Genomic DNA, 19,210 nt, shown 5'->3' on the forward strand with positions numbered 1-19,210 from the left:
AGCTGGACACTTTCTGCGCCGCTGTTCGACGGCGTTTCAAGGATGGGCGTTTCGCCCATTTTTTTATTTTGCAGCGCATGCATTTACATGCACGAGGGGGTTCAGGTGTCGAGCAAGCTAGAAGAGTTGCAGGCCTTGTTGGCCCCGGTGGTCGTGGCCCTAGGCTATGAATGCTGGGGTATCGAGTTTTCGGCTCAAGGTCGTCACTCGATGTTGCGTGTTTATATCGATAAAGAGGGTGGCGTGCTGGTGGACGATTGCGCCATTGTCAGCCGTCAGATCAGCGGTGTCCTGGATGTTGAAGATCCGATCTCCGTTGAATACACCCTCGAAGTTTCCTCGCCTGGCATGGAACGCCCACTGTTCACTCTTGAGCAGTTTGCAAAATTTGCCGGTGAACAAGTGAAGATCAAGCTGCGCTCGCCTTTCGAAGGTCGACGCAACTTTCAGGGCCTTCTGCGCGGTGTAGAAGAACAGGACGTCGTGGTGCAGGTAGAAGACCATGAGTTCCTGTTGCCGATCGATATGATCGACAAGGCCAACATTATTCCCAGTTTTGACTGAGACGCGGATCCCGCGGATCCAATGGCTTGCGAAAGGCGAGGCGTACGATGAGCAAAGAAGTACTGCTGGTTGTTGAGTCGGTATCCAATGAAAAGGGCGTACCGGCAAGCGTGATTTTTGAAGCGCTGGAGCTGGCTCTGGCCACTGCTACCAAAAAGCGTTTTGAAGACGAAGTTGACCTGCGTGTGGAGATCAATCGCCACACCGGTTCCTATGAGACTTTCCGTCGCTGGACAGTCGTCGAAGAGAATGATCTCGACGATCCTGCGATCGAAACCTGGCCAAGCAAGGTTGCCGAAACGCATCCGGGCGCCAAGGTCGGCGACGTCGTCGAAGAAAAGATCGAATCCATCGAGTTCGGCCGCATTGCTGCACAGACTGCCAAGCAAGTCATTGTGCAGAAAGTGCGTGAAGCCGAGCGCGCTCAAGTGGTCGACGCCTATCGCGAGCGCCTGGGAGAAATCATCTCCGGCACCGTGAAGAAAGTCACCCGCGACAACGTGATCGTCGATCTGGGCAACAACGCCGAAGCGTTGCTGGCCCGTGAAGACATCATTTCTCGCGAAACCTTCCGTGTCGGTGTGCGTCTGCGTGCACTGCTCAAGGAAATCCGCACCGAGAACCGCGGCCCGCAGCTGATCCTGTCGCGCACCGCGCCGGAAATGCTGATCGAGTTGTTCCGCATCGAAGTGCCGGAAATCGCTGAAGGCCTGATCGAAGTAATGGCAGCGTCCCGTGATCCGGGTTCGCGTGCCAAGATCGCTGTCCGTTCCAAGGACAAGCGCATCGACCCGCAGGGCGCGTGCATCGGTATGCGCGGTTCGCGCGTCCAGGCCGTGTCGGGCGAGTTGGGTGGCGAACGTGTCGATATCGTCCTGTGGGACGATAACCCGGCGCAGTTCGTGATCAATGCCATGTCGCCGGCAGAAGTGGCGGCCATTATCGTTGACGAAGATGCCCATGCAATGGACATCGCCGTTGGCGCAGACAATCTGGCTCAGGCCATCGGTCGGGGTGGTCAGAACGTGCGTCTGGCGAGCCAGTTGACTGGCTGGACCCTGAACGTGATGACCGAATCGGACATCCAGGCTAAGCAGCAAGCAGAAACCGGCGACATCCTGCGCAACTTCATCGACGAGCTGGAAGTCGACGAAGAACTGGCTCAGGTGCTGGTAGATGAAGGCTTCACCAGCCTGGAAGAGATTGCCTACGTACCGTTGGAAGAAATGCTCAACATCGACGGCTTTGACGAAGATATCGTCAACGAGCTTCGCGCTCGTGCCAAGGATCGTTTGTTGACCAAAGCCATCGCTACTGAGGAAAAGCTGGCAGACGCCCATCCGGCCGAAGACCTGCTCTCGCTTGAGGGTATGGACAAGGATTTGGCGATGGAACTGGCGGTGCGCGGCGTAATTACCCGCGAAGACCTGGCCGAGCAGTCTATTGACGACCTGCTCGACATCGACGGCATTGACGATGATCGTGCCGGCAAGTTGATCATGGCCGCCCGAGCCCACTGGTTCGAGTAATTAGGCGCGGCCTGAGGAGAGAAGTGCATGACGCAAGTCACGGTGAAACAACTGGCCGATGAGGTCAAAACACCGGTAGAGCGCCTGTTGCAGCAGATGCGTGAGGCAGGTCTGCCGCACACCGCCGCCGAAGAACATGTGACTGACAGTGAGAAGCAATCCCTGCTGACTCACTTGAAGAGCAGTCACAAGGCGAAAGTGGAAGAACCACGCAAGATCACGCTGCAGCGTAAAACCACCAGCACCCTGCGTGTGGCTGGTAGCAAGAGCATCAGCGTAGAAGTTCGCAAGAAGAAAGTTTTCGTACAGCGTAGCCCGGAAGAAATCGAAGCCGAGCGCAAGCGTGAACTGGATGAGCGTCGCGCAGTAGAAAATGCTGCCCGTCAGAAGGCTGAAGAAGAAGCCAAGCAGCGCGCTGAAGAAGAAGCGCGTCGCCAGCCTGCTGCTGCGCCGTCCGCGTCTGCCGAAGCTGTTGCTGCACCTGCGCCAGTAGCCGAACCCGTGCGCGAAGCCGCGCCGGTTGCTGCTGCGCCAGCTGCCGACACTCGCAAGCGTGACGAACAGCGTCGTCCGGACAAGCCACGTGCCGACGATAACAATCGTCGCGGCGGTGGTGGCGATGGCGAGCGCAAAAACGCTCCGCATCGCGCATCGGTCAAAGAAAAGGCGCCGGCTCCACGTGTGGCACCACGCACTACCGACGAAGAAAGCGATGGCTTCCGTCGTGGTGGTCGCGGCAAGGCCAAGCTGAAGAAACGCAACGCTCACGGTTTCCAGAACCCTACCGGTCCTGTCGTGCGTGAAGTGAAGATCGGCGAGACCATCACTGTTGGCGATCTCGCCCAGCAGATGTCGGTCAAGGCTGCTGAAATCATCAAGTTCATGTTCAAACTGGGCACTCCAGCGACCATCAACCAGGTACTCGATCAGGAAACTGCTCAACTGGTTGCTGAAGAGCTGGGCCACAAAGTGACCCTGGTCAGCGACACCGCCCTGGAAGATTCCCTGGCCGAGTCCCTGAAGTTTGAAGGTGAGGCAGTTTCCCGTGCACCGGTCGTGACCGTAATGGGCCACGTTGACCACGGTAAGACTTCCCTGCTCGACTACATCCGTCGTGCCAAGGTTGCAGCGGGCGAAGCCGGCGGCATTACCCAGCACATCGGTGCATACCACGTTGAAACCGACCGTGGCATGGTGACGTTCCTCGACACCCCGGGTCACGCTGCGTTTACCGCAATGCGTGCCCGTGGTGCCAAGGCGACCGACATCGTGATCCTGGTGGTGGCGGCGGACGACGGCGTGATGCCGCAAACCATCGAGGCTGTTCAGCACGCTCAGGCGGCTGGCGTTCCTCTGGTGGTTGCGGTGAACAAGATCGACAAGCCTGGTGCTGACCTCGATCGCATCCGCAGCGAACTTTCGGTTCACGGCGTGACTTCCGAAGAGTGGGGCGGCGACACTCCATTCGTACCGGTTTCGGCGAAAATGGGTACCGGCGTTGACGAACTGCTCGAAGCCGTTCTGCTGCAGGCCGAAGTTCTCGAACTGACCGCCACTCCATCGGCTCCTGGCCGTGGTGTTGTCGTTGAATCGCGTCTGGACAAGGGCCGTGGCCCGGTGGCCACCGTGCTGGTTCAGGACGGTACGCTGCGTCAAGGCGACATGGTGCTGGTCGGCTCGAACTATGGCCGCGTGCGCGCCATGCTCGACGAGAACGGCAAGCCGATCAAGGAAGCAGGTCCGGCCATTCCGGTCGAGATCCTGGGTCTTGACGGTACACCAGACGCTGGCGACGAGATGAGCGTGGTTGCCGACGAGAAGAAAGCCCGTGAAGTGGCTCTGTTCCGTCAAGGCAAGTTCCGCGAAGTCAAACTGGCTCGCGCTCACGCCGGCAAGCTGGAAAACATCTTCGAAAACATGGGTCAGGAAGAGAAGAAGACGCTCAACATCGTCCTCAAATCCGACGTCCGTGGTTCGCTGGAAGCTTTGCAGGGCGCTCTGAACGGCCTGGGCAACGACGAAGTGCAAGTGCGCGTAGTCGGTGGCGGTGTCGGTGGTATCACCGAATCCGACGCCAACCTGGCACTGGCTTCCAACGCTGTACTGTTCGGCTTCAACGTGCGTGCCGATGCTGGCGCACGGAAGATCGTCGAGCAGGAAGGTCTGGACATGCGTTACTACAACGTGATCTACGACATCATCGAAGACGTCAAGAAAGCCCTGACTGGCATGCTCGGCAGCGATGTTCGCGAGAACATCCTGGGCGTGGCCGAAGTGCGCGACGTGTTCCGTTCGCCGAAGTTTGGCGCGATCGCCGGTTGCATGGTGATCGAAGGTGTTGTGCACCGTAACCGTCCGATCCGTGTACTGCGTGAAGACATCGTTATCTTCGAAGGCGAGCTGGAATCCCTGCGCCGCTTCAAGGATGACGCTTCCGAAGTACGTGCCGGCATGGAATGCGGTATCGGCGTGAAGAGCTACAACGACGTCAAAGTCGGTGACAAGATCGAAGTCTTCGAGAAGGTTCAGGTTGCTCGCAGCCTCTGACTCGCGCACTTCAAGGGCCTCGCCGAGCCGCCGCATGCAGATGCGCGCCACGGCGTCAGGACTCTAAACGCAACGCCCGGTCTGGCTTTTGTCAGGCCGGGCGTTTGCCGCTTTCAGACCTTGCGGGTTTCACCGCGGGGCAGTAACAGGTAACAAAATCATGGCAAAAGAATACAGCCGTACCCAACGTATCGGCGATCAGATGCAGCGTGAGCTGGCCCAACTGATCCGTCGTGAAGTCAAAGACCCGCGCGTCGGCCTGGTCACCATTACCGCTGTGGAAGTCAGCCGTGACGTCGGTCACGCGAAGATCTTCATCACCGTGATGGGGCAGGACAACGCCGAAGACATCGCGCAAAGCATCAAGGTGCTCAACGCTGCTGCAGGTTTCCTGCGCATGCAGCTGGCCCGTGAAATGAAGCTGCGCAGCGTGCCGCAATTGCACTTCCACTACGACGAAAGCGTCGTGCGTGGCGCGCATCTGTCGGCCCTGATCGAGCGCGCCGTGGCTGAGGACAATCAGCACCTGGCCGCTGCACCTGAAGACACCAAGGAGTAATTCGGTGGCTCAGGTCAAACGTATCCGTCGTAACGTCAGCGGTATCATCCTGCTCGACAAGCCGCTGGGGTTCACCTCCAACGCCGCGTTGCAGAAGGTTCGCTGGTTGCTCAACGCCGAGAAGGCCGGTCACACCGGCAGTCTCGACCCGCTGGCCACCGGTGTCTTGCCGCTGTGCTTTGGCGAGGCAACGAAGTTTTCGCAATACCTGCTCGATTCCGACAAGGGTTACGAGACCCTGGCGCAACTGGGCAAGACCACCACCACGGCGGACGCCGAGGGTGAGGTTTTGCAGGAGCGTCCGGTGACCGTTGGTCGCGCCGATGTCGAAGCGGTTCTGCCGAAATTTCGTGGGCAAATCAGTCAGATACCGCCGATGTACTCGGCACTCAAGCGTGACGGTCAGCCGCTGTACAAGCTGGCCCGTGCAGGCGAAGTAGTGGAGCGCGAACCGCGTTCTGTTACTATTGCGCGCTTGGAATTGCTGGCCTTCGAAGGCGATACTGCGCGTCTTGCGGTGGATTGCAGCAAGGGCACCTATATCCGCACCCTGGTGGAGGATATCGGTGAGCAACTCGGTTGTGGTGCGTACGTCGCTGAACTGCGTCGTACCCAGGCCGGGCCTTTCACCCTGGCGCAGACCGTAACCCTCGAAGAGCTGGAAGCGGTACATGCCGAAGGCGGCAACGAAGCGGTCGACCGCTTCCTGATGCCATCGGACAGCGGCCTGCAGGATTGGCCGCTGCTGCACTTCTCCGAAGCGAGTGCGTTCTACTGGCTCAACGGCCAGCCGGTACGCGCCCCGGATGCTCCGAAGTTCGGCATGGTACGGGTACAGGATCACAATGGTCGCTTCATCGGTATCGGTGAAGTGAGCGAAGACGGGCGCATCGCGCCGCGTCGACTGATTCGGTCAGAATGACCGAACGAGTGTGGCTGTTAACAGGCACGGTCACTACTCATTTATAGATACAGGGATTTGTCCCTGGCCTGTTGAAACTGTTTTTGAAACAGTTTCCTGATAAAAGGATTGCCTCATGGCTCTCGACGTTCAAGAAAAAGCTCAAATCGTTGCCGACTACCAGCAAGCTGTTGGTGATACTGGTTCGCCAGAAGTGCAAGTTGCACTGCTGACCGCCAACATCAACAAACTGCAAGGTCACTTCAAGGCCAACGGTAAAGACCACCACTCCCGTCGTGGTCTGATCCGCATGGTAAACCAGCGTCGCAAGCTGCTGGACTACCTGAAAGGCAAAGATCTGAGCCGTTACAGCGCTCTGATCGGCCGCCTGGGTCTGCGTCGCTAATCAGCGATTGCGCTATGAGGTTGGTTGTCTGTCAGGCATCAGCGGTTTTCCGCTGGTGGCTGGCAGGCTCCCAGCCTCAAGTTTTATCTGCACTACCGTTTTACCCGGACAGTCAGCGGGCCGATTCCCGACATTGCCCAAGAATTTCGCAAGAAACCAGTTCCCCCAAGAGCCACAAAGAAGGTAGGACACCGTGAACCCGGTAATCAAAAAATTCCAGTTCGGTCAGTCGACCGTTACCCTCGAGACTGGCCGTATCGCCCGTCAGGCCTCCGGCGCAGTATTGGTCACCGTTGACGACGACGTCAGCGTATTGGTGACCGTAGTCGGTGCCAAGCAAGCCGATCCAGGCAAGGGCTTCTTCCCTCTGTCCGTTCACTACCAGGAAAAGACTTACGCTGCCGGTAAGATCCCTGGCGGTTTCTTCAAGCGTGAAGGCCGTCCTTCCGAGAAAGAAACCCTGACTTCCCGACTGATCGACCGTCCGATCCGTCCGCTGTTCCCAGAAGGCTTCATGAACGAAGTGCAGGTTGTCTGCACCGTCGTTTCCACCAGCAAGAAGACCGATCCGGACATCGCTGCGATGATCGGTACCTCGGCTGCCCTGGCCATCTCGGGCATTCCGTTCGACGGCCCGATCGGCGCCGCTCGCGTAGCGTTCCACGAAAGCACCGGCTACCTGCTGAACCCGACCTACGAGCAGCAAGCTGCTTCGAGCCTGGACATGGTCGTTGCCGGTACCGCGGACGCCGTGCTGATGGTTGAATCGGAAGCCAAAGAGCTGACCGAAGACCAGATGCTGGGCGCGGTACTGTTCGCTCACGACGAGTTCCAGGTGGTGATCAACGCCGTCAAAGAACTGGCCGCTGAAGCTGCCAAGCCAACCTGGACCTGGGCTCCGGCGCCAGAAGCCACCGAACTGCTGGGCGCGATCCGTGCCGAGTTCGGCGAAGCGATCTCCCAGGCTTACACCATCACCGTCAAGGCTGACCGCTACGCCCGTCTGGGCGAGCTGAAAGACCAGGTCGTTGCCAAGCTGTCCGGCGAAGAAGGCCAGCCTTCGGCTGCTGACGTCAAAGCGGCTTTCGGCGAAATCGAATACCGCACCGTTCGCGAAAACATCGTTAACGGCAAGCCACGTATCGACGGTCGCGACACCCGCACCGTACGTCCGCTGAACATCGAAGTCGGCGTTCTGCCGAAGACTCACGGTTCGGCGCTGTTCACCCGTGGCGAAACCCAGGCTCTGGTAGTCGCGACGCTGGGTACTGCCCGTGACGCACAGCTGCTGGACACCCTGGAAGGCGAGAAAAAAGACCCGTTCATGCTGCACTACAACTTCCCTCCGTTCTCGGTGGGCGAGTGTGGTCGCATGGGTGGCGCTGGTCGTCGTGAAATCGGTCACGGCCGTCTGGCCCGTCGTTCGGTTTCGGCTATGCTGCCGGCCGCTGACGTGTTCCCGTACACCATCCGTGTGGTTTCGGAAATCACCGAATCCAACGGTTCGAGCTCGATGGCTTCCGTTTGCGGCGCTTCCCTGGCCCTGATGGACGCTGGTGTTCCAATGAAGGCGCCGGTTGCCGGTATCGCCATGGGTCTGGTTAAAGAAGGCGAGAAGTTCGCCGTCCTGACCGACATCCTGGGTGACGAAGACCACCTGGGCGACATGGACTTCAAAGTAGCCGGTACCGCCAAAGGCGTTACTGCGCTGCAGATGGACATCAAGATCAAGGGCATCACCGAAGAGATCATGGAAATCGCTCTGGGCCAAGCCCTGGAAGCGCGCCTGAACATCCTCGGCCAGATGAACCAGATCATTGGCCAGTCGCGTACCGAACTGTCGGCCAACGCTCCGACCATGATCGCGATGAAGATCGACACCGACAAGATCCGTGACGTTATCGGTAAAGGTGGCGCGACCATCCGTGCGATCTGCGAAGAAACCAAGGCTTCGATCGACATCGAAGACGACGGTTCGATCAAGATCTTCGGCGAAACCAAGGATGCCGCAGAAGCTGCTCGTCAGCGCGTTCTGAGCATCACTGCAGAAGCTGAAATCGGCAAGATCTACGTCGGCAAGGTTGAGCGCATCGTCGACTTCGGCGCATTCGTCAACATCCTGCCGGGCAAGGACGGTCTGGTGCACATCTCGATGCTGAGCGACGCTCGCGTAGAGAAAGTCACCGACATCCTGAAAGAAGGCCAGGAAGTGGAAGTGCTGGTACTGGACGTGGACAACCGCGGCCGTATCAAGCTGTCCATCAAAGACGTGGTAGCAGCCAAGGCTTCGGGCGTTTAATCGCCCCACAGCTTTAGCGCAATAAAAATGCCCCGCCGTGAAAACGGCGGGGCATTTTTTTGTCTGCCACAAATGATATCAGTAGAGACAACGCCAAATTTGCCGCAACCCGAGACCGGTGCTAGGTTTAGCCCACCGCCCGTGTAGCTCAGCCGGTAGAGCAGCGCACTCGTAACGCGAAGGTCGCAGGTTCGATTCCTGTCTCGGGCACCATCCCCTCAGTCCCCCGGTTTATGTCTTCCAGGTCAAAGTTTTTGTGGGAGAGATGTAAAGAGCCGTGTAATTCGTCATGCAAACGTCCTATATTCGATGCCTGCATGAGCATCGCCCAGCAGTTTTCAGATGATCCCGAATGGTTCCGAAGGCCGGACAATCCGCGTCAGAGAGATCCTTGATGATCCAGATCCATCCTCCATTCTTACGATCAGCGAGAACGCCATGACCGAATTAACTCAAGAGCAACGTCACGAACAAGCGCTGGAAAAATACATTCTGGACGTGCCGGATCTGAAAGAAGAGATCAAGGACCTGAGTCCTGATGATCAGAAAGACCAGATCCAGTGGGCATTCGAAGACGAAGCCGAAGCTCAGGGTTTGCAGCCGTGGGAGTTGACGCTCAAGTACACCAGCACCCCTGAAGAGTTCGAGGCCAAGCGTCTGGAGCTGCACAAGGAGGCGGCCGAAGTGTTGGGCGTCGAGTGGGACGAGTACTGCGAGATGAACAATCTGGTGGTCTGAAACAAAAACGCCAGCCTCAACCAGGCTGGCGTTTTTTATTGCGCGACGGCCTCAGAGGCTCAGACGCATCGACAGGTCCACTGCCTTCACGTCCTTGGTCATCGCCCCGATCGAGATGTAATCCACGCCGGTTTCGGCGATCGGCAGCAGCGTGCTTTCGTTGATGCCGCCGCTGGCTTCCAGTTTGGCCTTGCCGCCGTTCAGGCGTACGGCTTCGCGCATGTCGTCCAGGCTCAGTTCATCGAGCATTATGATATCGGCGCCGGCTGCCAGCGCTTCCTTCAGCTCCTCCAGGCTCTCTACTTCGACCTCCACCGGTTTGCCCGGCGCGATCTTGTGCGCGGCGGCGATGGCCTGCGCGATGCCGCCGCTGGCGGCGATGTGGTTTTCCTTGATCAGGAACGCGTCGTAGAGGCCGATGCGGTGGTTGTGGCAACCGCCGCAGGTCACGGCGTATTTCTGCGCCAGACGCAGGCCTGGCAGGGTCTTGCGGGTATCCAGCAGCTTGACCTGGGTCTGCGCCACGAAGTCCGCCAGGTACTGCGCACGCGTGGCCACGCCGGACAGCAGTTGCAGGAAGTTCAGCGCACTGCGCTCACCCGTCAGCAACGAACGGGCCGGGCCTTCCAGATGAAACAGCGGCTGATTGGGTTTGACCCGTTCGCCGTCCCGCACCTGCCAATGCACCGCGACCCGCGGATCGAGCTGGCGAAACACCGTATCGACCCACGCCGTACCGCAGATAACTGCTTCGTCGCGAGTGATGATGGTGGCTTTGGCCAGACGTTCGGCCGGGATCAGTTGCGCGGTGATGTCGCCGCTGCCGACATCTTCGAGCAACGCACGGCGCACGTTGGCTTCGATTTCGGCGGTCAAATCGGCGAGACGTAGATTCGGCATAACGGGCTCCACAGACTAAGTGCGCCGATTATAGGGGCATGGCGAGAGCCAACCCAAGGCGAGAACTCGCGTGCCTGACTGCATCTGGTCGATTTTCTTTGAGCAAAGCCAGATTTCCGTGGTCACTGAAAGGTGTTGCAGGCATAGGGGAAACCCTGACGGCTATAGCGCCGGGGACAAGTTTTGCAAGATAATCCGCCTTGCATTTGACGTCATAGCTTTGACGTGCAGCTCGCTCCCACCGGGCATTGCGTTTTGACTGACCAGTGGAATCACCGTTTCAGGAGGCTTGGATGCGCAACGACGGGAATGTAGTGCCTTTGCACAAGGCTGCTACCGATCAGGCGAATCATTCGCCGCTCGCCCGCCTGCCTGTGATTCTGCTTCAGGTCCGCGACAAGGCGGCCCAGCAACTGCGCCATGGTTTGCAGGAGTTGTTCGATAACGCCGACGACACCCTGTTCGAGATGGCCGACCGGGCGCGCAACGATGTCGAACAGAACATCTTTTTCGAAGCCATGCGCGACCTGCGCCTCAAGCGCAAAAACATCGAGCGCGGTTTTCTCGAGCAATTCTTCGAAGCCTTTGTCGCGCTGATTCAATACGACGCCGCACCACCCACATTGCCCGGCACGCTGATGTTCGAGGATTCGGCACCGCGTACCGATGACATGGAGCGCAGTGTGGCGGTCGAGACCATGGTCGGCCGCGTGCTCAAGCGTGACGGCTTTGCCCTCGATCAACTGACCGCGCGGCTCAACGTGTTGCTGGGCAAGGATTTCGACAACCAGCACAACCCGCTCGGCCCGGCGATGCTCTGCGAGTTTTTCCTGCAGGCCGGACGTAACCTGGGCGTGGAGATCAAGGTCAAACTGATCCTGCTCAAACTTTTCGAGCGCTACGTGCTGGCCGATACCGAGCAACTGTACGCTGAAGCCAATCAATTGCTGATTGCCACCGGCGTCTTGCCTGAGTTGAAGCCAGCACCGGCGCGGCGCGCAATCGAGCGCGCGACGGCCAGTATCAACAATGAAGAAGGTGCCGAACCCGAGCCCGCCGACGAAGGCGTGCAGGAAGTCTTTGCGGCGTTGCAGGAGTTACTTTTACATGTGCGCGGCAGCGTCGCGCCTACCCTGGAGCCGAGTGCTGCCGCGCAACCGATTACCACCCGCGATCTGCTGCGCCTGCTTTCGCACTTGCAGCAATACGTCCCGGCGCTGGCGGCGCAAGACGATTTCGATCTGCGCAATCAGCTTGAACAGCTGCTGACGCGGGTCAGTGTCAGGAGCGGCAAATCGCGCATCGTCGACGGCGCCGATGAAGATGTGATCAACCTGATCGCCATGGTCTTCGAATGCATCCTTGAAGACCGTAACCTGCCGGATTCGCTCAAGGCGCTGATCGCGCGTTTGCAGATCCCGATGCTCAAGGTGGCGGTACTCGACAAAAGCTTCTTCAGCCGCAGCAGTCATCCGGCGCGGCGCCTGCTCAACGAAATCGCCGATGCCGCCATGGGGTGGGGCGACTGCAATGGCGAGGCCCGCGACAGCCTGTATCTGCGCATCGAACAAGTGGTGCAGCGCCTGCTGAGTGACTTCGTCGACGATCCGGCGATTTTCTCCGAGTTGCTCGCCGATTTCCTCGCCTTCACCAGCGATGAGCGGCGGCGCAGCGAGTTGCTGGAGCAGCGTTTGCGCGATGCCGAAGAGGGCCGGGCGAAAACCGAACTGGCGCGGCAACGGGTCGAGCAGGCGTTGAACCTGGCGCTGCTGGGTAAAGTCCTGCCGCCGTCGGTGGTGACGTTTGTGCGCGACGCCTGGAGCAAGGTGCTGCTGCTGACCTGTCTCAAGCATGGCGATCACTCGGCTGAGTGGCAGGCCGATGTGCAGACCATGGAGCAATTGATCTGGAGCGTGCAGCGTCACGACGAAGCGGACGCCGGTCTGCAATTGTTGGCGCTGGTGCCCGGTTTGCTCAAATCACTGCGTGACGGCCTGAGCAGCTCGGCGTTTGATCCGTTCGCCACCAGCGAATTTTTCAGCGAGCTGGAAGCGCTGCATGTGCGGGTGCTTGAACCTGCAACCGAGCAGCCGCCGGCGGATGCGCCGGCGCTGGTTGAAGTGTCGCAGCACATTACCCTGCGCAGCGCCGATGAGGGCGCGGTCGGCCTGAACGCCAGCGGCCTTGCGCATGACGACCCCGGGCTGCGTCAGGTGGAGCAACTGCGCTTGGGCAACTGGGTCGCGTTCCAGGAAGACGACGAGCACAGCCTGCGCTGCAAGCTGGCAGCGATCATCGAAGCCACCGGCAAATACGTGTTTGTCGACCGTACCGGGATGAAAGTGCTGGAGCGCAGCCGCGTCGATCTGGCCCTTGAGTTTCGCCGTGGCGCGGTGCGGGCGCTGGATGACACCTTGCTGTTCGATCGGGCGCTGGAGTCGGTGCTCGGCAATCTGCGGCGACTCAATCGCGGCAAGTGATCGCGCGCCGGGGGCCGATCACGGCATACTGGGCGCCAACACAGTCGGCGTTGAAGGAATCGGTATGCAGTTGGATCCCGCTAGCGGGTGGTGTCACGGGGTGCAGGTCTGCCCATCGCCCAACTTCAATGAACGCCCTGCGGGCGAAATTTCTCTGTTGGTCATTCACAACATCAGCCTGCCGCCAGCGCAGTTCGCCACCGGCAAGGTGCAGGAATTTTTCCAGAATCGTCTGGATGTCACCGAGCATCCCTATTTTGCAGGGATTGCTGACCTGCGCGTCTCGGCGCATTTTCTGATTGAACGTGACGGCACCGTCACCCAGTTTGTCTCCTGTCTTGAACGGGCGTGGCATGCTGGCGTGTCGATGTTCGAAGGCCGTGAAACCTGTAACGATTTTTCCGTGGGCATCGAACTCGAAGGCACCGATGATCTGCCCTTTACCGACGCGCAGTATCAGGCGTTGATCACGCTGACGCGTCAGCTGCAAAGAGCATTTCCGGCTATCACCGGCGCCCGTATCTGCGGGCACAGCGACATCGCACCCGGGCGCAAGACCGATCCTGGCCCGGCATTCGACTGGGCGCGTTACCGCGCAGCCCTGGCACAAGAGGAAGGACAATGAGTTTTCTGGTGTTACTGCTGGCGGTCTGGATCGAGAAATTCTCGGCCCTGCGCCATCGGGTTCAACGCGATGGCGGATGGATCCGCGAACTGCACAAACTCGAAGCCAGTGAGCGCCTGGCCAAGCGGCCATGGCTGGTGCTGACAATTCTGGTGTTGCTGCCGGTGGCGCTGCTTGCCTTGTTGCTGGTGGTACTGGAACCCGTCGCTTACGGCTTGCTGGCGCTGCCGGTGCATTTGCTGGTGGTGATTTACGCGCTGGGGCGCGGTGATCTGCTCGGCGGCCTCGGGCCGTTTCGTGACGCCTGGCGTCGCGAAGACCTGCAAGCCGCCGCGCATGTGGCCAAGCGTGATCTGGATATCTGTGCCGACAGCGGTGAGCAATTGCTGGATCAGGTACAGGGCCATCTGTTGTGGCAGGCGTATCAAAGTTTCTTCGCGGTGATTTTTTGGTACTTCGTGCTCGGTCCGGTGGCGGCGCTGGCTTATCGCTTGCTCGCATTGGCTGAAGAAAACAGCCAGAACCCGGCCCTCGCCGAACGTGCCGGCCAGTTACGTCATGCCTTCGACTGGGTGCCGGTGCGCTTGCTCGCCGCCAGTTTTGCTCTGGTCGGCAACTTTGTTGCGGTCAGCCGGGTGATGTTGCACGAACTGCTGAACTGGAACATCAGCGCCGCGCAATTGATCAACAAGGTCGGGCTCGCAGCCGGCGAGATCCCGCCGCCGGTGGTCGGGCCGGAAGGCATCAACACCCTCGATTGCCTGTGGGAACTGCTGCTGCGCGCGGCGGTGTTGTGGTATGCCGGATTTGCCTTGTGGACAGTGTTGATTCACTGAGCCCTCGGTAAAGTTAATTGTGGCGAGGGAGCTTGCTCCCGCTGGGTGGCGAAGCCGCCCTCGCTGTTCATCATAAACAACGCGTCCAAGCGATTTGCGTCTGCTGCGCAGCCGAGCGGGAGCAAGCTCCCTCGCCACAGGGTGAGCGATCTGCCCCAGATAGTCGTTAACCTTAAGTTACAAAACCTCCCCCCGATTTGAGCTATACAGAGACAGCGCCCGATAGTGGCTATCTGCTTTCGCCCCGCGCCTGCCAATAAAAACAAGAAAAGCCAAGGGAGACTTCCAGTGAAGAGCTTGCTCTATCCCGCCGTCTCGTTGATGAATCGCCTGAGCTTCGGCATGAAGTTCAGTCTGATCAGCGTGCTGTTCCTGGTGCCGATGCTGGTGACCAATTTCTATCTGGTGCGCGATTCCTTTCGCGAATTCCAGGGCACCCGGGTCGAATTGCAGAGCCTCGACCTGCTGGGCAGCAGCCTGACCCTGCGCCGGGATCTGGAAACCCTGAACAATCTGGTGCAGATCAACGTCACCCTCGGTCAGTCCGGCAAAGCCGACAACCTCGAGTCGCAGATCGGCAGCCTGGAGCAAACCGTGCTGGCGCGCCTGCAAGGTCTGCAGGCGATGACTGACGATCCTGAGCAGATCAAGGTGTTCGACGGCAAACGCGATGAAATGATCAGCGCGTTCAAGGCTCAACAGGCGGAAAGCTCCCTGCAAAGCAAAAGCGCAATGATCGGCAAGCTGCTCGGCAACGCGCAGATTTTCAGCCAGATCATCGCCAGTCAGGCCGGTCTGAGCCGCGACAACCAGAGCGACATCCGCCAGCTCAGCGAGTTGCTCACCAACATCACCCCGGCCGTGACCCAGACCTTGGGCGAAGGCCGGGCCATCGGTTCGTATTCGTTGGGGCAGGGCTTTCTCAACAGTTCGTCGAGCGCCCGTTTCGACGAGTTGCTGGCGCAGATCGAAAAGCTCCAGGCCGAATACGCGCTGAAACTGGCCGATGCCCTCGACTCCAGCAAAGCCGCGCGCGCCAGCCTCAGCGCACCGGCCGACAGCAGCAAAACCTCGCTCAAGCAGGCCAGCGAGCTGTTTGAAGCGAAAGTCGTGGTGGCCGAGACCCTTGATACGCCTTGGCTGACGTTTTATGACCAAGTCACCGGGCTGATGAACCAGACCTACCAGCTCAACGAAGCGACCCTGAAATTCCTCGATACGCAATTGCAGCAACGGCTGGCGCAAAATCGCACGCACATGGTGTTGCAGGCGGTGGCGCTGTCGGTGGTGTTCGTGCTGATTTTCTATCTCTACGGCGGGTTCTACGCCTCGACCCGCACCACGCTCAAGCGCCTGGGCGCGATGATGGACAAGGTCGCGGCCGGTGACATGACGGTCAATTTCAAGGCCAACAGCCGTGATGAACTGGGCGAGTTGGGTGAGGTGTTCAACGGCACCGTGAGGAAGATCCACGACCTGATCGAGCGGGTCGGGCACACCGTGGCAGAGGTCGAGCGTCAGGCCGGACAGGTGGAAAACGTGTCTGCGCAAAGCAATCAGGCGGTGGCCGGGCAGCGCACGCAGATCGAGCAAGTGGCGACCGCAATGAACCAGATGTCGGCGACCTCGCTGGAAGTTGCACGCAGCGCGGCGGCAGCGGTGAGCAGCGCGCACAGCGTCAACGACGAAACCGTCAGCGGTCGCACACTGGTAGCGTCGCAGCAGGGCAGCATTGCCGCGCTGGCCAGCGAGATCGATCAATCGGTGCTGGTGATCAACCAGCTAGCCAGCGACAGCCAGTCGATCAGTCGCGTCCTGGAAGTAATCAAGAGCATCGCCGAACAGACCAATCTGCTGGCACTCAACGCCGCCATCGAAGCGGCCCGCGCCGGAGAGCAGGGCCGTGGCTTCGCGGTGGTTGCGGACGAAGTGCGAACGTTGGCCAAACGCACCCAGCAATCGACCGAAGAAATCGAGCAGATGATCAGCAAGCTGCATGGCGGCGTGGGCGCTGCGGTGAAGGCCATGGGCGTTAGCCATCAGATGGCCAATGGCACGGTCGGGCAGTCGGAAAAGGTCCAGCAGGCGCTGGAAAACATCCTCGGGGCGGTCGGCATGATCGTCGATCAGAACCAGCAGATCGCCGCCGCGGTGGAGCAACAGACTGCGGTGGCCCATGACATCGACCAGAACATCGTCGAGATCAATCGCGCCGGTGAGCGCACGGCCCAGGGGGCGCACCAGACCGAAGACGCCAGCCGAGCGTTGTCAGCGCAGGTGGTGGAACTGAAACAGCTGATCAGCGCGTTCCGCGTCTGATCGAGCGCGAATGCCTACGAGGGCGGTAATGTCAGAACATTTTGTAATGCTTTGATGCTTACGCTTGTAAGCCAATTCCTGTTTTCTTCCGGCGACTGGCTTTTCGTCATTATTGAGCCAGTATCCCTGATCAGTTAGTTGCGCTGAGGAGGCCGCGAATGTCCGTTGTAACCCTGGGAGTTCAGGGCCGTTGTGCTCATTGCCAGACCACGCAGGTGCTTAAACCCTGGCAACTCAATGCCATCGCAATCAATGAACTGTTTACCTGCAATCACTGCCAGAAAACCCTGGAGTTGCGCTGTCCGGTGCAGATCAAACGCTTCAAATCTCTCGACTCTCTCGGATTGCTGCGCTTCAGCGCGTCAGTCACGGTGTGCACCGCGCTGCTGGTGGCGTTGGTCATGGAATGGATCGGGCTGCTCAACGTGACGGAACAGTTGAATGCATCGCTGATCGTGCTTTTTGTGTACTTCGCGCTGCTGCGTTTTGTTCATCATCGCCAGCGCATGACCCTGATCCTCGAGGCGGCCAAGGCCCACGGCGACTGATTACCAACCGAACACTTCGCAGCTGTTGACGGTGCTGGCGGCAGCCAGTTGTTCTGAACTGATATTCATCAACTCGGCGAGCGCCGCACAGATCGCCGGCAAGTGCGCGGGGGTATTGCGTACTCCGGGAAACATCGCCGGCGCCATGTCCGGGGAGTCGGTTTCCAGCACGATCGACTCCAGCGGCAGATCCGCCAGGACCCGATGCATGCGCAACGCCTGCGGCCAGGTCGGCGCGCCGCCCAGACCCAGTTTGAAACCGAGTTTGATGTATTCCCGAGCTTCTTCACGGCTGCCGGCGAAGGCGTGGATGATCCCGGCGCGTTTAAGCTTGAACCGTTTGAGCGTGGCGATTACGGCTGCGTGGCTGCGGCGCACGTGGATCAGCGCCGGCAGTTCGAAGTCCGCTGCCAGTTGCAGCTGCGCCTCGAACAGCGTCTGCTGGCGTTCACGGTCGAGGGTTTCGATGAAGTAATCCAGACCGATCTCGCCCACCGCACACAGTTGTCGATGGCCGCGCAGCCGCGTCAGCCAGTCACCGAGCGTGCGTAAATCTTCGGGTTGATGCTGATCGAGATACACCGGATGCAGACCGAATGCCGCGTACAGGTCGGCATCGCTCTGCACCAGATCCCACACCCGTTGCCAATTGCCCTGATAAACCCCCAGCACTACCATCCGCCGCACCCCGAGGGCGCGGCTTTCGGCGAGCAACGCCGAGCGATCGGCGTCGAAGTCGGGGAAGTCGAGGTGGGTGTGGCTGTCGATCAGCTGCACGGCTCAGTCCCGGTGAATACGCTGCTTGAAGGTACGGGCGATGGCCTGCACGCCAGGCTTGTATTCCGATTGCTCGACGGCGGCCAGCGCCAGTTCCAGCGCCTTGTCGGCGATCAACTGGTGCTGCTGGGCCATGGCGTTGACCGGCAGCGGCAGGAAGTCCAGCAACTGCGTATCACCGAAGGTGCCCAGGCGCAGCGGGCGGGATTTGAGCGGGAAGTCATGCAGCGCATCGAACACGCCCTGCAACAGCACGTAGGACGTGGTCACCAGCGCATCCGGCAAATGCCCCAGACGTTGCAGGAGTTCTTCCATCAATTGCTTGCCGCATTCACGGCTGAAGGACTCGGCGTGCTCGATCAGCACTTCGCCTTTGAAGTCGACCAAGGCCTGCTTGAAGCCGGCCGCACGTTCCTGGCTGATGCTCAGCTCCGGACGCGCACCGAGCAGCACGATCTGTTTTGGTTGCGGATCGAGCAGGCTCTGGGTCAGGTGCAGGCTGGCTTCGCGGTCGTCACTGATCACCGAGCAGAAGTGCTCGGGTTCCATGACCCGGTCGATGGCGATGATCGGCAAGCCCTTGGCCTGCAACTGGCGATAGCTGTCGTCACCGGCCGGCAGGCAACTGGCGACGATCAGCGCATCGCAGCGGCGGGCGCGGAACAGTTGCAGCAACTGGCGCTCGCTGTCCGGCGCATCGTCGGAGCTGGCGATCAGCAACTGATAGCCACGCGCCCGCGCACCTTGCTCCAGCAGTTTGGCGATCCGCGCGTAACTGGGGTTTTCCAGATCCGGCAGAATAAAGCCCAACGTGCGCGTGTGCCGACTGCGCAGCCCGGCCGCTTGTGGGTTGGGGGTGAAGCCGTGCTCTTCGACGACCGCACGCACGCGCTCGACCGTGGCGCTGCTGATGCGTTGCTGTTCGGCCTTGCCGTTGATGACGTAGCTGGCGGTGGTCACGGACACTCCGGCCAACCGCGCGATATCACTGAGTTTCAACCCGGGATTTCCTTGTTTTTTCGAGCTTGCCGCAACATTTTCGCCAATCCTACCCGATTCGGGCAGACGACTATTGTCGCAGCGCATCCGACAAGTTGGACTTCAAGGATGAGACATTATCGAGTAACGTGCCGATCAATCTAGATTAAACGTTTCAGCAGGCGTATTTTCTACGTTTTAGAC

General features: G+C 59.6%; 16 protein-coding genes and 1 tRNA gene. 14 read left to right on the plus strand and 3 right to left on the minus strand.

Going from position 1 to position 19,210, the window contains the following annotated elements:
* Positions 1 to 105 precede the first annotated feature (105 nt).
* The 9 genes from rimP to ACVHNU_RS00495 all read left to right on the plus strand — a co-directional run bounded on the left by rimP (position 106) and on the right by ACVHNU_RS00495 (position 9,543).
* Entirely contained in the window at positions 106 to 564 is a 459-nt protein-coding gene (gene rimP, locus ACVHNU_RS00455) for a ribosome maturation factor RimP (protein ID WP_007973115.1), read from the plus strand.
* Between the two features lie 47 nt (positions 565 to 611).
* Entirely contained in the window at positions 612 to 2,093 is a 1,482-nt protein-coding gene (nusA, locus tag ACVHNU_RS00460) for a transcription termination factor NusA (protein ID WP_003221546.1), read from the plus strand.
* Between the two features lie 27 nt (positions 2,094 to 2,120).
* Positions 2,121 to 4,640 carry a translation initiation factor IF-2 gene (gene infB / locus ACVHNU_RS00465; RefSeq protein WP_003221547.1) on the plus strand — a complete coding sequence of 840 codons (2,520 nt, stop codon included), beginning with the start codon at positions 2,121 to 2,123 and terminating at the stop codon, positions 4,638 to 4,640.
* Between the two features lie 160 nt (positions 4,641 to 4,800).
* Positions 4,801 to 5,199: a 30S ribosome-binding factor RbfA gene (rbfA, locus tag ACVHNU_RS00470; protein ID WP_003221549.1), complete on the plus strand. Its 399-nt coding sequence runs from the start codon at positions 4,801 to 4,803 to the stop codon at positions 5,197 to 5,199.
* Positions 5,200 to 5,203: 4 nt separating this feature from the next.
* Positions 5,204 to 6,121, plus strand: a complete 918-nt coding sequence (truB, locus tag ACVHNU_RS00475) for a tRNA pseudouridine(55) synthase TruB (protein ID WP_024011571.1) — start codon at positions 5,204 to 5,206, stop codon at positions 6,119 to 6,121.
* Between the two features lie 115 nt (positions 6,122 to 6,236).
* The gene (gene rpsO / locus ACVHNU_RS00480; RefSeq protein WP_003221553.1) at positions 6,237 to 6,506 is read left to right on the plus strand and encodes a 30S ribosomal protein S15; all 270 of its coding nucleotides are present in this window, start codon (positions 6,237 to 6,239) and stop codon (positions 6,504 to 6,506) included.
* Between the two features lie 193 nt (positions 6,507 to 6,699).
* Complete coding sequence (gene pnp, locus ACVHNU_RS00485) at positions 6,700 to 8,805, plus strand: polyribonucleotide nucleotidyltransferase (RefSeq protein WP_473018785.1); 2,106 nt, start codon at positions 6,700 to 6,702, stop codon at positions 8,803 to 8,805.
* A gap of 137 nt (positions 8,806 to 8,942) precedes the next feature.
* Positions 8,943 to 9,018 (plus strand) — tRNA-Thr (locus tag ACVHNU_RS00490).
* 225 nt (positions 9,019 to 9,243) lie between these two features.
* The gene (locus ACVHNU_RS00495) at positions 9,244 to 9,543 is read left to right on the plus strand and encodes a DUF6388 family protein (RefSeq protein ID WP_003221556.1); all 300 of its coding nucleotides are present in this window, start codon (positions 9,244 to 9,246) and stop codon (positions 9,541 to 9,543) included.
* A gap of 51 nt (positions 9,544 to 9,594) precedes the next feature.
* Here ACVHNU_RS00495 and nadC read toward each other — a convergent pair whose 3' ends face one another.
* Complete coding sequence (nadC, locus tag ACVHNU_RS00500) at positions 9,595 to 10,443, minus strand: carboxylating nicotinate-nucleotide diphosphorylase (protein ID WP_003221558.1); 849 nt, start codon at positions 10,441 to 10,443, stop codon at positions 9,595 to 9,597.
* Positions 10,444 to 10,736: 293 nt separating this feature from the next.
* Between nadC and ACVHNU_RS00505 the strand changes: the two genes are divergently transcribed.
* From ACVHNU_RS00505 to ACVHNU_RS00525, 5 genes are all read left to right on the plus strand, one after another.
* Complete coding sequence (locus tag ACVHNU_RS00505) at positions 10,737 to 12,923, plus strand: DUF1631 domain-containing protein (RefSeq protein WP_473018786.1); 2,187 nt, start codon at positions 10,737 to 10,739, stop codon at positions 12,921 to 12,923.
* 64 nt (positions 12,924 to 12,987) lie between these two features.
* Complete coding sequence (gene ampD / locus ACVHNU_RS00510; RefSeq protein WP_262143699.1) at positions 12,988 to 13,548, plus strand: 1,6-anhydro-N-acetylmuramyl-L-alanine amidase AmpD; 561 nt, start codon at positions 12,988 to 12,990, stop codon at positions 13,546 to 13,548.
* A complete protein-coding gene (gene ampE / locus ACVHNU_RS00515; protein WP_103486509.1) occupies positions 13,545 to 14,384 on the plus strand; it encodes a regulatory signaling modulator protein AmpE in 840 nt (279 codons plus the stop codon). The genes ampD and ampE overlap by 4 nt, the downstream gene beginning before the upstream one ends.
* 1,614 nt (positions 14,385 to 15,998) lie before the next feature.
* Positions 15,999 to 16,703, plus strand: a complete 705-nt coding sequence (locus ACVHNU_RS00520) for a methyl-accepting chemotaxis protein (RefSeq protein WP_445261634.1) — start codon at positions 15,999 to 16,001, stop codon at positions 16,701 to 16,703.
* 158 nt (positions 16,704 to 16,861) lie between these two features.
* Positions 16,862 to 17,251: a hypothetical protein gene (locus ACVHNU_RS00525; RefSeq protein ID WP_473018787.1), complete on the plus strand. Its 390-nt coding sequence runs from the start codon at positions 16,862 to 16,864 to the stop codon at positions 17,249 to 17,251.
* Here ACVHNU_RS00525 and ACVHNU_RS00530 read toward each other — a convergent pair whose 3' ends face one another.
* Together ACVHNU_RS00530 and cra are read right to left on the minus strand one after the other, a co-directional pair.
* Positions 17,252 to 18,028: a TatD family hydrolase gene (locus tag ACVHNU_RS00530; RefSeq protein ID WP_473018788.1), complete on the minus strand. Its 777-nt coding sequence runs from the start codon at positions 18,026 to 18,028 to the stop codon at positions 17,252 to 17,254.
* A gap of 3 nt (positions 18,029 to 18,031) precedes the next feature.
* Entirely contained in the window at positions 18,032 to 19,027 is a 996-nt protein-coding gene (cra, locus tag ACVHNU_RS00535) for a catabolite repressor/activator (RefSeq protein ID WP_400498354.1), read from the minus strand.
* Between the last annotated feature and the right edge of the window lie 183 nt (positions 19,028 to 19,210).

The sequence above is a fragment of the Pseudomonas sp. Ors-4-3C genome, from assembly GCF_055755035.1.

Coding starts and splice junctions, on each gene's coding strand:
- nusA (WP_003221546.1), top strand. CDS start 612: ATGAGCAAAGAAGTACTGCTGGTTGTTGAGTCGGTATCCAATGAAAAG.
- infB (WP_003221547.1), top strand. CDS start 2,121: ATGACGCAAGTCACGGTGAAACAACTGGCCGATGAGGTCAAAACACCG.
- rbfA (WP_003221549.1), top strand. CDS start 4,801: ATGGCAAAAGAATACAGCCGTACCCAACGTATCGGCGATCAGATGCAG.
- rpsO (WP_003221553.1), top strand. CDS start 6,237: ATGGCTCTCGACGTTCAAGAAAAAGCTCAAATCGTTGCCGACTACCAG.
- ACVHNU_RS00495 (WP_003221556.1), top strand. CDS start 9,244: ATGACCGAATTAACTCAAGAGCAACGTCACGAACAAGCGCTGGAAAAA.
- nadC (WP_003221558.1), bottom strand. CDS start 10,443: ATGCCGAATCTACGTCTCGCCGATTTGACCGCCGAAATCGAAGCCAAC.
- ACVHNU_RS00505 (WP_473018786.1), top strand. CDS start 10,737: ATGCGCAACGACGGGAATGTAGTGCCTTTGCACAAGGCTGCTACCGAT.
- ampD (WP_262143699.1), top strand. CDS start 12,988: ATGCAGTTGGATCCCGCTAGCGGGTGGTGTCACGGGGTGCAGGTCTGC.
- ampE (WP_103486509.1), top strand. CDS start 13,545: ATGAGTTTTCTGGTGTTACTGCTGGCGGTCTGGATCGAGAAATTCTCG.
- ACVHNU_RS00520 (WP_445261634.1), top strand. CDS start 15,999: ATGTCGGCGACCTCGCTGGAAGTTGCACGCAGCGCGGCGGCAGCGGTG.
- ACVHNU_RS00525 (WP_473018787.1), top strand. CDS start 16,862: ATGTCCGTTGTAACCCTGGGAGTTCAGGGCCGTTGTGCTCATTGCCAG.